This is a genomic window from Methanogenium sp. S4BF (assembly GCF_029633965.1).
Classification (GTDB): Archaea; Halobacteriota; Methanomicrobia; order Methanomicrobiales; family Methanomicrobiaceae; genus Methanogenium.
Genome location: NZ_CP091277.1, coordinates 2,129,060 through 2,141,888 on the forward strand (window position 1 = coordinate 2,129,060; position 12,829 = coordinate 2,141,888).

The 12,829-nt window shown below is 55.6% G+C and carries 12 protein-coding genes; 7 read left to right on the plus strand and 5 right to left on the minus strand.

From position 1 onward, the window contains the following. The first annotated feature begins 15 nt into the window (after positions 1 to 15). A complete protein-coding gene (locus L1S32_RS10195; protein WP_278157081.1) occupies positions 16 to 690 on the plus strand; it encodes a MarC family protein in 675 nt (224 codons plus the stop codon). Between the two features lie 65 nt (positions 691 to 755). On the opposite strand, the gene L1S32_RS10200 is transcribed toward L1S32_RS10195, so the two are convergent. The 4 genes from L1S32_RS10200 to L1S32_RS10215 form a co-directional block, all read right to left on the minus strand. Next, the gene (locus tag L1S32_RS10200) at positions 756 to 1,358 is read right to left on the minus strand and encodes a DUF2115 domain-containing protein (protein WP_278154994.1); all 603 of its coding nucleotides are present in this window, start codon (positions 1,356 to 1,358) and stop codon (positions 756 to 758) included. After that, positions 1,358 to 2,890: an MBL fold metallo-hydrolase gene (locus L1S32_RS10205; protein ID WP_278154995.1), complete on the minus strand. Its 1,533-nt coding sequence runs from the start codon at positions 2,888 to 2,890 to the stop codon at positions 1,358 to 1,360. Before L1S32_RS10205 ends, L1S32_RS10200 begins: the two co-directional genes overlap by 1 nt. Before the next feature lie 35 nt (positions 2,891 to 2,925). Continuing rightward, positions 2,926 to 3,657 (minus strand): class I SAM-dependent methyltransferase, encoded by a 732-nt coding sequence (locus tag L1S32_RS10210; protein ID WP_278154996.1) that lies wholly within the window; start codon positions 3,655 to 3,657, stop codon positions 2,926 to 2,928. A gap of 75 nt (positions 3,658 to 3,732) precedes the next feature. Beyond that, a complete protein-coding gene (locus L1S32_RS10215; protein ID WP_278154997.1) occupies positions 3,733 to 4,308 on the minus strand; it encodes a hypothetical protein in 576 nt (191 codons plus the stop codon). Positions 4,309 to 4,588: 280 nt separating this feature from the next. Between L1S32_RS10215 and L1S32_RS10220 the strand changes: the two genes are divergently transcribed. Then, complete coding sequence (locus L1S32_RS10220; RefSeq protein ID WP_278154998.1) at positions 4,589 to 6,109, plus strand: SLC13 family permease; 1,521 nt, start codon at positions 4,589 to 4,591, stop codon at positions 6,107 to 6,109. 156 nt (positions 6,110 to 6,265) lie between these two features. Further along, positions 6,266 to 6,493 (plus strand): hypothetical protein, encoded by a 228-nt coding sequence (locus L1S32_RS10225; protein WP_278154999.1) that lies wholly within the window; start codon positions 6,266 to 6,268, stop codon positions 6,491 to 6,493. An 11-nt stretch (positions 6,494 to 6,504) separates the two neighbouring features. On the opposite strand, the gene L1S32_RS10230 is transcribed toward L1S32_RS10225, so the two are convergent. Further along, positions 6,505 to 6,918: a hypothetical protein gene (locus tag L1S32_RS10230; protein ID WP_278155000.1), complete on the minus strand. Its 414-nt coding sequence runs from the start codon at positions 6,916 to 6,918 to the stop codon at positions 6,505 to 6,507. A gap of 114 nt (positions 6,919 to 7,032) precedes the next feature. Between L1S32_RS10230 and L1S32_RS10235 the strand changes: the two genes are divergently transcribed. From L1S32_RS10235 to wtpA, 4 genes are read left to right on the plus strand one after another with little or no spacing between them, the layout of a single operon-like run. Beyond that, positions 7,033 to 10,056: a PEGA domain-containing protein gene (locus L1S32_RS10235; RefSeq protein WP_278155001.1), complete on the plus strand. Its 3,024-nt coding sequence runs from the start codon at positions 7,033 to 7,035 to the stop codon at positions 10,054 to 10,056. 34 nt (positions 10,057 to 10,090) lie between these two features. After that, positions 10,091 to 10,969, plus strand: a complete 879-nt coding sequence (locus L1S32_RS10240; RefSeq protein ID WP_278155002.1) for an argininosuccinate synthase — start codon at positions 10,091 to 10,093, stop codon at positions 10,967 to 10,969. Further along, complete coding sequence (locus L1S32_RS10245) at positions 10,969 to 11,532, plus strand: molybdopterin-dependent oxidoreductase (protein WP_278155003.1); 564 nt, start codon at positions 10,969 to 10,971, stop codon at positions 11,530 to 11,532. Before L1S32_RS10240 ends, L1S32_RS10245 begins: the two co-directional genes overlap by 1 nt. Then, positions 11,519 to 12,553, plus strand: a complete 1,035-nt coding sequence (gene wtpA, locus L1S32_RS10250; protein WP_278155004.1) for a tungstate ABC transporter substrate-binding protein WtpA — start codon at positions 11,519 to 11,521, stop codon at positions 12,551 to 12,553. Before L1S32_RS10245 ends, wtpA begins: the two co-directional genes overlap by 14 nt. The last annotated feature ends 276 nt before the right edge of the window (positions 12,554 to 12,829 follow it).

The window sequence follows — 12,829 nt, forward strand, 5'->3', positions numbered from 1 at the left end:
GCAGCTGACCTCTATATCACATTCTTTTTTGCCCTGATGGCAATGTTAAATCCTCTGAACAAGATTCCGGTCTTCCTTGCGGAGACAAAGCAGTTTTCTCCCAGCCTGCGCCGCGGACTGGCGGTCACCCTCTCTTTCGCGGTCTTTGTGATGCTTGTCATCTCATTTTTTGCCGGGCGCCTCATCCTGCAGGTCTTCTCAATCTCACTGCCGGCTTTCCAGATTGCAGGGGGTCTCGTGATCATCGTCTATGGCCTGCGCATGACACTTGAGAAGACGGTCATCCCGGAGATGCAGAATGAGGAGGAGGATGGGTTTGCATACGATCTGGACGGAGCAGAGCGTAATCTCGGTGAGATCATCGTTCCCCTGGGCATCCCTCTCATCGTCGGCCCGGGGACCATCACGACGGTCATCCTCTATTCGGATATTGTGACCGGTTTGGGGGACCTGCTGCTCTTCCATCTGCTTATGCTGGCGGGAACGGTGATCACCGGCACCGTTCTCCTCTTCTCCGATCCCATCCGCCGGCGCCTGGGGAAGAATGGCCTTGAGATTATGACGCGAATCATGGGGCTTCTGCTGCTTGCGATTGCCATCCAGTTTATCCTGGACGGGACCGGCAGTGCGGCGGGCACCTGGCTTTCCACGAGCCTTCCTGCTGTCCTGAATGGAACCGTACCTGCCTGAACAGCTGAGATGGCCCGGACTGACGGCCTCTCCCCGGCCGCCGTTTTGATGCTCATCTTTTTTGTTCAGAGGTTTTCCGGATCCTGAAGAGCCGGGCAGAAGTTGCATATGGAGTGCCATATCTCTTCTTCCTTGTCCCGGATGGCACAATAACAGACACCCTTTTTTGTGTGCACCGTAAATCCGCCTGGGAACGGGGTTCCCACCGGGTGGCCGGGCTCGTCACGGACAAAGATCGCAAACGCACAGAGCAGGTAATAAAAAAGCTGGTAAAACGGGACCATTTCGCTGTTATCCCCGGGATACGGTGCATCCGGTTCGTTCCGGAGGCAGGCCTCAGGGATCATGCGGCAGAACTCTTCAAATGTTTCCCGGTCGGTAATCGGGTCCTTCATCTGTGCCCATGCCCCATCCCGGTCAGATTTCAGGAGCTCATGGTACCGGCCAAAGAACCATTTCTCCGCGTACGGGCGAAACTTCTCACGATAGGGCATCGGCAGAAGGTCAACCTCCTGCCTGACCCGTGCACTGATCACGGTCAGGTCGTACCGGCCGAACCGTTTCACCTCATGGGCAAGAATGGCTCCAAGGTCACCTTTTGTCCGAACCGCCGCCAGATCTGCTGCAATTCGGCGAATCTCCGTATCCGCGCAGGCGACGGTGCGCATCAGGGATTCTCCTCCGGGAGTTCCCTGCCTCCTGCATGGGTGTAATGCTCGACGGTGCCAATGACCGTGAGTGCGCCGTCCCGGTACTCGGAGACTGCGCCATGTCCTCCAAAGATGGTGCAGGCCCGCCCGGTCTCCTCAGTGAACTCCTGTGCAAGCCCCATGAGTGCACGCCGTTCGGTTCGTGCAAGGTCTGAATCCACGTTTACTGAGGTAACGAGGTAGTCGGCATAGGAGTTGTAGCGCCGCCGCTCCTCGGTGAGGCTCGTAAAGTTCATGAGGCTGTCTGCGGTGAAGAGGTATCCTTCCTCCGGGCAGTAGAGAACGAGTTCGCCCACTTGGTGGCCCCCGGGTGTCTCCAGTATTTCAAAGGCGAGGTCGCCGATGGTGAGGTGGCATACCACGGGAAAGATGGAGCGTTTCTCTTCGGTCTCCGGTCTGATGAGGCGGATATTTTCCTCTGCCGGGGGATTCCACCGGGAGTAGAGGGCGATCATGGTGGTATAGATCTCTTCGAGCACCATCCCCTCACTCCGGGATCCCCATGCCCGGTTGCCCGTCCGGATGATCTCCCGGGTTGCCGGGTGCATCAGGGCAGGCACGTCAAAGAACCCGCCTGCTCCGCAGTGATCCGCATCCCCGTGCGAGGTGATGATGCGGGTCAGCTCTTCTGTAACCGGCAGGCCGTATGCGGCAAAGAGCTGCATCACATCCTGATGATAGACACCGTATCCGGTATCCAGCATCTGTATTCCGTCCAGTGTCCGGAAGAGGTAGATGTTTCCGCCGCCGGGGAGCTGGATGGCATAGAGTGTCACTTCTTCGGAGAGGCTCAGTATCTGCACGTCTGCATAAAATCCGTCTCCGCAGGTGGCTGCGATATACTCGCCTGCCCCCAGCACATTCCGGAAGACGGTCTTGGGATCCTCCCCACGGGCAGTCAGGTCCTGTGCCGTGTGGTTTATGTCACCCAAAAACCGCAGCAGAAAATCGTCGTCCCGGGTGTCGATGAGCGTGCGCATCTTCTGGGCAAACCGCAGGTAGAATACCGTGTCATCGAGGGTTTGTCCGGTGCTGTCGAACTCCAGCACCTCAATCGGGTAGCGTGACTTGAGCGCATCAAGGAGCTCTTCGGCGGGACTGCTTTCACGGACGCTCATCGCAATCGTGACCCGGTCCGGGTGAATGCCTGCGTCATCAAAGGTGATGGAGGTGATCTCTGCCCCTGCACCTGTGGTCATCGTCAGGAAGTCATTGAGCGCTCCGGACTCATGCGGCAGGTGGATGTGGATCTTCAGCGATGCAAAGGTCTCAAGGGTGGTCTGCAGATAGCCGATATCCGCAAGCCCCCGGCGGATACTCTCATACTGTTCAGCAGTGGCGGTCACTTCAAAGAAGACCGTGTGGGGGTCGATGCCGCGATCGAAATGAATCCGGTTGATATTCCCGTTATGCGCCGTGATGATGGCGACACCGCGCTGAAGGGCCCCGGTCCGTATGGGGATGGTGGTGACAAATGCGTATCGATTCATGGTTTTATTCCGATGTAGTCGTATATTCCCGATATTCAGACAGGACTGAAGAGAATCATCGTCCATCCGATGGTCTCACGCCCAAAGAGGATGTATTCATCCTGAATTGCCTCAAGATAGGCGGCAAGCTCCTCTGCCTCCGGGGTGCCGGAGTGTTCCCGCAGCCATGCAGCTGTGTGCGTCCAGATGCCGGACTCATAGCGGTCCCAGTCTGCCGGTGTGGCATGCCAGACCCATACCGGCACATACCCCTCCTGCCGTCCGGCGGAGATCAGTTCATAGAGGGTTCTGATCTCCGGCCACTCACGGGCAAATTCGGGAGGCGCGCGTGATCCCTCCCATACACGGTCCCCGAAGAGGATGGAGCCGTTTTCCCCGGCACGTTCTGCACAGGCTCGGATGGCCTCATCAGGCCCCCCCCAGCAGTCAGCAGAGCCGAGTGAGATGACGAGATCCGCACCCCCCGGGAGCAGTGCTGTTGTCGCATCGTCGCAGACAAACTCCAGCTGTTTTGAAAGGCCGGCGTTGGCTGCTGCATCCGATGCCGCCCGGCACGCGTCTTCGCGGATGTCAATGCCATACCCGCCGCATCCGTATGCGTCTGCAAGCAGGATGAGTGCTGTTCCGTTGCCCGCTCCGACATCGATCACAAGACTCCCTTCTCCGATGCCTGCGGTCCGTCCTGCCTCCAGGACTGCTTCGTCTGTCACCGGGTTCATGTGCCGGAGACTGCCCTGGGTGATATGAATGAGTGTATGTTCGTTCATGGGTATCGGTGGCCGGTCCCGGCCGTTATGAAAGATATGTGCGGTATCTGAAAAAAGGGTTGGCAGAGTATCACGTTATTTTAAGAGATACTCACGGTATGCATCAGGGATGTCGGTTGCATGGCTTACAATGTCATGGTTCAGTTCCCGGATGGTCTCGGATGCCTGTGCTGCGTGGGATGCCTGTACCAGAATCTGTGCGCGGATCTCCTCATCGGCGATTTCACCTGCTATTTCCTCGAGATTTTTGCTGATGTCATTCATTGGGCCCTTCAGTCGCATGGCGGTCTCGGTAATATATCCGACCAGAGCATAGTGCTCCTTCTCCGCCATCCCGGAGATGACCCATATGACAACCGCCACCACAAAGTACATCAGCCCACGCATGACAATGGCCGCCTCAAAGGTGCCTGTGAGCAGATACCCGTCGATGATGTGCAGAAGCCCCAGAGCAGCACCCATATAGACGACTCCTTTCCTGTACCAGAGGCCGCCGATGGCGATTACGAGGTAGGAAAATGAGGTGTAGACAATGGAGATGCCCAGGATCAGGTGACAGTAAAACTCCATCAGTACGGCGATGACAACAAGGGCGACCCATATGACAGGTTTTGCTGTTTCATACCGTTTCCATTCAAAGGCAGGCACCACCAGATCACTTCCTGAATGTGCATATGTCCGCGCGAAGAAAAATGCCTTTGGGTTTACGCTCCTTCTTCGCGACAGAAGTACAAAATGATCGTTTTATCCAATATTCCTGTGTTTATCATGATTTCCGGTAAATAAAACAGGTATTAGGAATTATAATTGAGTGAATTCGTGTAATTATTCTTATTTACAGAAAAAATCGTTATTTCTCAAAAATACGTCGAATTGTCCGTTATTTGAAAAAGATATGTAATTTATATCATACGACCGTACCAGTTCACGTATGAAGAAGACAATCGGAAAAATCGTCGGGGTTCTGGTATTTTTTGTCATCCTCCTATGGCCGATGGACCCCGCCTTTTTCCCGGTGCAGGCGACCGCAGCGTCTACTGCCCTGATGGTGATCTGGTGGATCACCGAGGCAATCCCGATTCAGGCGACTGCTCTTTTGCCAATCGTGCTCTTTCCCGCCCTGGGAGTGCTGAAAGCCACTGAGGCGACTGCCCCGTATGCTGATAAGGTCATCTTCCTTTTTATGGGTGGTTTTATCATTGCGATGTCCATGCAGCGCTGGGGTCTGCATGAACGGATTGCACTTGCGATTCTCAATAAGGCAGGTTCAAGTTCACGAATGCTTATTTTCGGGTTCATGGTCGCAACAGCGTTTCTCTCGATGTGGATATCCAATACGGCGACTGCAATGATGATGGTCCCCATTGCGATTGCAATCATCGCAACCATTCTGCCGAGAAATGATCTGAAACTGGAAGAGATGGACAAATCACAACGTGATTTTGCTGAGTGCATTGTCATTTCCATTGCCTATGCTGCCAGTATCGGCGGTCTTGCGACGATCATCGGCACCCCGCCAAACGGGATCTTTCTTGCACAGATGGAGACAATCTTCCCCACGGCGCCCACCATCGATTTCTTCACCTGGATGAAGTTCGGGCTGCCGCTGGTCATTGTCTTCCTCCCGATTGCCTGGCTGTGGCTGACCTATGGGCCCTACCGGCATATGCCGAAGAAGATCTCCCACGGGCATAATATTATTCAGCAGAGAATCAAGGAACTGGGCCCGATGAGCAAGGGCGAACGCTGGACCCTGATTGTATTCGTGATGACCGCTGTTGCCTGGATTATGCGTTCAGAAAAGGATATTGGCGGATTCATCGTTCCCGGCATCAATACCTATATGCCGTGGGTGGATGACTCCACCATTGCAATTGCGGGTGCTCTCCTGCTCTTCCTGCTGCCGGTTGACCGGAAGCAGGGCCTCTATACGATGAACTGGGAATGGGCAAAGAAAATTCCCTGGGGAATTCTCATCCTCTTCGGCGGCGGCATTGCCCTCTCGAAGGCGTTCATCGCATCCGGCCTTGCGCAGGTGATCATTGAGAGCTTCACCATATTCCATGGTCTCCCGATTGTGGTGGCCGTTGTTGCGGTGGCAATCATCGTCTCCTTTTTGACCGAGGTGACGTCAAATACGGCGATGGCATCGGTGATGATTCCCATCATGGCGGTAACATCCCTTTCGATGGGCATCCATCCGTGGTATCTGATGCTCGCTGCGACCTTTGCCGCTTCGATGGCATTCATGCTGCCTGTCGCGACCCCTCCAAATGCGGTCGCGTATGGCTCCGGCTACATATCCATGCAGGATATGATGCGCACCGGGTGGGTGCTCAACTTCATTGGTATCGGTATTCTGACATTCATGATGTTTACCGTCATCACCTGGGCCCTTGGGATGACTCCTGAAATTCCGGCCTGGGCACTGGAACCGGTCCTGGGCCCCTGAATCTGACAGTATTCTCTTTTCTTTTTTGCCTGTGTGGTTTTTCCGGTATACGGATCTTTCCTAACTATGGATTATCTGTCACCACAGACGTTTTCCGGGTATCATTCACATGCCGAAGGTAGTAAGATTATTTACTCCCGGGTCAACGTGTTCATTATGGCACGGGAACGGTTCATAAAATCCGATCTTGATGAGGGCCTGGGTGTTGAGGGGAAGCGCTCCCGCGATGCAAAGGCTGATATTGATGAAAAGGCCGGCAGCCCTTCTGCACCAAAGAGTCGTCCTGCCGCTGATGAACGGGATCAGGATACAAAGGTGAAAAAAGGAAAATCATTCGATCGCCTCTCGATAAAAGAAGAGGATGATACTGATATCTTCCGGTAAAAGCGCTGGAATCACTGCGGTTGGATGACAATATCATCCGGGCGCTCAGCTACAATCTCTTTTTTCCCCCGATATGTCTGAACAATGCCGATTACGCTGACAACCTCTCCCTTGACTGTGTCGGGATCCTCCAGAGCACCATCCGGGACAAAGACGGAGGTATTGTCTACGCTGAGCATGAGGTGGCCGCCGGTCCGGGTATTTGCTGCTGCTGTTACGGTGCCGGTGAGGACAGCAAGGGTGCCATCCTCCAGTGTGTCTGAAAAGGGTGCTGCAAAAGGTTCTTTCCCCGTTGATTCAATCACAAAGGACATTCCTGCAAGTACGATGAGAATCCCCGTGAGGATGAGGATGGCTGTCCGTTCCTGCGGATGGAGCATATGAGTACTGTTTGTGTCATGCATGGTAAATGTGGCGGCAGGCATCGCCAGCGTGGGGTGGGTAGAAAAATGTACATCATGTTTAGTTAACATTCAATAAAAATAACATAACTAATTTAGGCTGAAGACACGAACATTTCCGAATCCGGTGGTATTGTGGTGTCACGAATATGTCGTTTCGGCCTTCTGTTTGTGCTGCTCCCTGGGCTGTTCATACTTCCCGTCATGGCCACTGATATGGTTACGGTGGCACGATACGCGTCCGGGGAGAGCGTGCCGGAATTTGAAGAATCATACACCATTGCAGATATGGAGACAAAATTCCCCATAATGGGAGATGGTGGTATCCATTATTATCTCCAGGGCCCGGTCTTTGATGAATCTGTGGACCCGTGGAATCCTGATGAGGACATCAACTGTTATCCGAATAAGGACATGGGTGCTGTTCGGGGAACGGACGTGATGGCCCTTTGCGAAAGCATAGGTGGTGCACACAGCGGCGATGTGATTCTCATCCGTGCTGAAGACGGATTCCGAAAGGCATTCGCGTATGAAAATGTCTACACTCCTCCCTCCTGCCAGGGCAGAATGGTGCTTGCCTGGGAGAAGGACGGGCAGAAAGCGGGTGCCGGATACTATGACGGGATGCGGCTCCAGTTTTTTGCCGATACATCGGTGAATCCCTGGGGCGAGCACATCTTCGGCAACAGTGATATGCGTTCTGCTCTCCCGGAGGAATACTGGCACTTCTTCCAGCCGGATTTGCCTTCAAGCACCGGACTTTCCGTGCAGTCTGTTTCACGCATCGAAATTTATACATCAGCCGGCGGACAGCCACCGGTGGTCCCGGCCGGCGGGAGTGAGGGGGACGCAAATGTCTGGACGCCCGCAACCGGCACGCTGACGGTGCTCTCTGCCCCGGCAGATGCAGCAGTGGTCATCGACGGTGCGGTGAGTGAATTCGTGACCAATGTCTCCATCCCGGATATGCCGGAGGGATATTACGGCGTCACCGTACAGCGGGAGGGATACGAAACCCCGGGAGAGGAATGGGTCTGGGTGGCGGATGGCTCCAATGTCACGGCCTCCTTTTCCCTGACGGGCATCACCTCCCCCTGCACCGTGGTTTCTCACCCGTCTGGTGCCACAATTGCGGTGGACGGTGTGGATACCGCAACCACAGCGGATGGTGAACCCCTGACACTCATCACGGGGAATCATACACTGACCCTCACGATGGATGGATATGTACCACTTGAAATACCGGTCCGTATTATACGGGATGGTGAAAATCGTGTGGAAGGTGTGCTCGTTCCTCTCTGCAGGGACAGTGAGCAATCGTCTCTTTCTGCAGGGCCACGGGGTATTTGTTCCGGTTCTCTGTCGGTGGAAGCGGCACCGGGATATCCCGGTTTTATTGCCGGAGGGGAGTCTGTTCCGGTGAGCCTGCCTGGCCGGGACAAAGAGGAGATCACGTCATACCTGCTCTTTTCCCACGGATTTGACACAGCATCCGGCCTTCCGGCAGAGCCGCAAACCACGCTATCGTCCGATGGCGTACTCCTGATTCCCCGGCGCCTTGCAAATGCGCGCACCTCTGCAGGCACTGTCGATCAGACCTGCGCTCTCTTCCCATCCGTATCTCCGGGCATCACACTTACCGGTGCCGGAGGGACGGAGGATGTCTTCTCCCTCTGTGCCGTCGTATCCCTGTGCGAAAGACCCGGTGCGGACCGTTTTTCCTATGCGGTGTATGAAGGGTGTGTCCCGGCAGACGGAGAAATCTGCAGGATTCCCGCAGATACCCTGCCGGAAAACGGGACTAATTCCCTGATACTGATCTGCAGCAGCGCGGGGACGGATGCTCCGTCAATTGCTGTGAACGGGATGCAGCTGAAGACAAAAACGTCTGTTTTGGTACCCGGTCTGATGCAGGTTATGGTAGTCCTGCCTCCCGGTACCGGTGAATATATGGTCACGGCAGCGGATGCCTCCCCCGGATGCATGGTCAGGGTTGCAGTGGCAACTGCGGAGGGTCTCTCGCCCGTTTCGGATGCGGCAGAAACACCGGGTACAGCAGATGTTTTTGCTGATAGCGATAGCGGCATTATTGAGGGAATATTCCGGTTCTTTTTGTCCTTCTTCCCTTCCCGTGGCCCGGAATTCACCCCCCCGGGTGGCAGCGCTTCGGTCCCCGCGGCGGGCAGTTTGCCTGCTGATGCCGCTCCGGCAGACGACACTCCGTCACCGGAGATGATGTCAGCACCTCCAACACCAATACTGCCCGCAGGAGAGAGCAGTCCGTCTGCACTCACCGGCGGAATCTTTGTGGAGTCTGTGCCGTCGGGGGCATGGATCAGTCTGGACGGAAAATTGACGGGGAAAAAAACCCCCTCCCTCTTTGGCGGCCTTAAGGAGGGTACTCACCGGATCGGCGTCTCATCCACTCTCACCGGGGACTCACAGTCTGACACCGCCTGGGTCTATCCGGGAGCCCTTGTTTCGGTCTTCTTTGACTTCTCCGGCACCCTGCCGGAGGCGTCTGTACAGGTGGAAAGCGGAACGGATGACCCGGTGGTCTTTATGGTGAACGGAAAGCTGCCGGAGCAGACGACGCCTGCACAGGTGACTATCACGGACACCGACTCATTCGTTGCCGTCACGTCAGGCGGGGGATATCAGAGCTATCCCCTCACTTACCAGCGGGGTGACGGGACGCTCACGCTGGTTCCCTCATCGTGCGGAACCTGTGTGGTTGCTGTCACATCCGACCCGTCCGGCGCTGAAGTCTTTATCGATGGCGTACGAACCGGAAAGACAACTCCTTCTGAGATCTCCTGCCTCTCCACCGGGTTCCACCGGATTGCCTGTTCCCTGCCGGGATATCAACCGGATGCCCGGATAATTGCGGTGACTGACATATCCGGAAAACCGGATGCAAAGGTGGTCTTTTCCCTTACGCCTTACTCCAATGGCGCCCTGTGTGTGACCTCGGTCCCTGCGGGTGCAAAAATATACCTCCATGACCGTTACACCGGCCTTGTCACGCCGGCAACGATTTCAGGTCTTCCTATCGGTACGTATGAAATAGGGCTCTCCTCAGACGATGAGACCATTGTGCGGGAGGCAACCGTCCTGCCCGAAACCGTTGTGACCTACGAATTCCGGTTCAAAGAGGAATGACAGGATGAAAATCATGAACGTGAGTATGATTTCAATGAATTCAGCATATGTCCGCCCCTCCGGGCGCATGTTTCTCTGCCGCATTGCTGTGGCAGTACTGGTGGCAGCACTCCTTCTCTGTGCAGGAGCTGCCGCAGGACCGACGACGAACCTCACGGTGACCAAAATATCCGCCACCGGAGATGTCATTTCTGAGAATACCGTGGATTATCTCTGGATGCAGGCGAACCTGCCGGTGCAGGGTGACGGGGTTACCCATTACTACCATCAGGGGCCGGTATTCTCTGATGATAAAGAGGTGGCCTGGGACCGCAATGAGACGAAGAACTTTAAGGATCATGGTGCGGTGATGGGGACCGATATTGCAGATCTCTGCAGCCTTGTTGGCGGTGCCGCTCCGGGGGACGAGATCATGGTGAGGGCCTCAGACGGATACCACGTGGAGTTCCCGTATGAAAACGTCTTTACGCCGGACCCCCGCCAGGGTCCGATGGTGGTCTGCTGGTACAATGGTGAAGAGGCAGAGACCGGCGTCCGCGCCGGGGTCGGATACCCGCCGGAGGATTACTACAGCGGGATGCGCCTCGTCTTCTTTGCAGACGCCTCCACCAATGCGGAGGGAAAACATGTCTATGGAAACTGGGATATGCATGAGACGATGCCCGGGTCTGCGCAGCACTTCTTTGATCTGATGCCGTCGACCAACGGGTTCACCGCAAAGTGGGTGGATGAAGTCCGTATCTATGAAGGCGGGTTTACCGGTGACACATCTGCACCGGTCAAATCCCTGCAGTCTGAAGCCGCAGAAACCGGGGGCGCCGGAGTGCCGGACGCCACTCCGACCCCTGCTCCGCTGGTGCTGATTGCCGCGGGACTCGCCCTTGCCCTTGTGCCGTTTGGCAGGAGGCGCTGATGAAACGGCTGATGCCGGCTCTTTGCATCTGCCTCCTGGCAGTCGCGTGCATCTGCGGATGCACCGGGGCCGGTGAGACGGCTGTGGCTGCTCCTGAACCACTGCCGGGGAATCTCACAATCCTACATGGCGGAACTGAGGTCGTTTTGGACTGGGATGACATCACGGCGATGCCTGCATTTGAAGGGTATGGGTACTCTGTCTCCACCGTGGGCATCAAATCGGGCCCCTTCGCCGTAAAGGGTGTGCCTCTCACCGATCTCATTGCACTTGCCGGAGATTTTGGCCCGGAGAACCGGGTCTGGGTCTCGGCAACAGACGGATATCTCTGGGTCTTTGATGCTGATCAGGTTGATGGGGAGGGCTTCATTACCTTTGATGACAACCTGAAAGAAGTGCCGGCGCCTCCCCTGACGATCATCATCATGTACGAACAGGACGGCCTGCCTGTTACCTATGAGTATGGGGGTCCCTTCCGGATGGTGGTGGCAACTGCCACTCCTGATATTATTACGGAAGGCAGCTCCTGGGTGAAATGGGTTGATACCATTGAAGTCAGGTAACTCCGGCCCCTCTCCATTTTTGTCTCTGCTGCTCTGCATCGGAGTGGCAGCCCTCATCCTCGCTGCAGGGTGCAGTGACGCCCCGGAGAAGACGATCGTCAATGTGGTCCCCGCAGGCAGTCTCCTGGGTCCGATGGAGACGATGGAGGCAGAGTACGAAGCCCTGCACCCGGAGATTGACATCCGGAGTGAGGGGCACGGCAGTATCCAGTGCATCCGGCAGGTGACCGACCTCCATCGTGACTTTGATGTGGTCATTGTCGCAGACGAGTCTCTCATCCCGGATATGATGTATATTCCCCGTGCGGACGGAAATGGCGCCTATGCCACGACATACACGCCTCTGGCCCGCAACGAGATGGTCATTGCCTATACGAATCTGAGCCGGTACGCAGACGAATTTTCCGCAGATAACTGGATCGAGATTCTTTGCCGTCCGGATGTGCGGACCGGCCTATCCAATCCGATGCTGGACGCAGCCGGCTACCGCGGCCTGATGGTGCTCCTTTTAGCAGAGAACTACTATGGAACCGATGATCTTTTTGACACGCTCATCTCCCAAAATCTTGCACAGCAGCCGGTGGTGATGCGCAATGGCACAGCAGCAGAGGTAATACTCCCGGAGACGATGAAGACATCAGGGCCCGGTCTTGTGATCCGGGACGGGAGTGTGTATCTGCTCTCCCTTTTGGAGGCGGGCGGTATCGATTACGCCTTTGAGTACCGGAGTGTGGCAGAGGAGCACGGGCTGCGATATCTCCCTCTCCCGGCAGAGATTGACCTCAGTTCACCAACATATGCCGACCGGTACGATGATGTCAGCGTAACCCTCGGCTACCAGCGTTTCAGTTCAATCGGGAGTGAGCGGACCGGGCGGCCGATAGTATACGGCATTACGGTGCCGACGACTGCCACCCATCCGGAAGAGGGCGAGCAGTTCGCGCTGTTTGTGATTGCTTCAATGGATACAGGATATGACGAATGGCCGCGGCCATATTATGAGACAAACCTCATATCCTGATCTGGTCTCTTTTTTTCGGGAGGCCAGTGGGCCGTCCGGTAAGGTCTCTCTCTCAGTTCAATTCCCCTGTCCGGAGCATCCATTGGGAGTGGATACGAGCTGTTTTTCTCTGTCTGCCGGGGCTATACAGGCATTTGCGGCATGAGGGGGCTGAAATCATCATATGGTTTACGGATGGAGCTGCATCTGGGCGCCCCACAATCCTGTGCCCGTCTCCTCGTCTTTGACGGTGCTGTCTCTCTTCTGTATGGCACCGTTCCCGGGATGCCGGAAAAT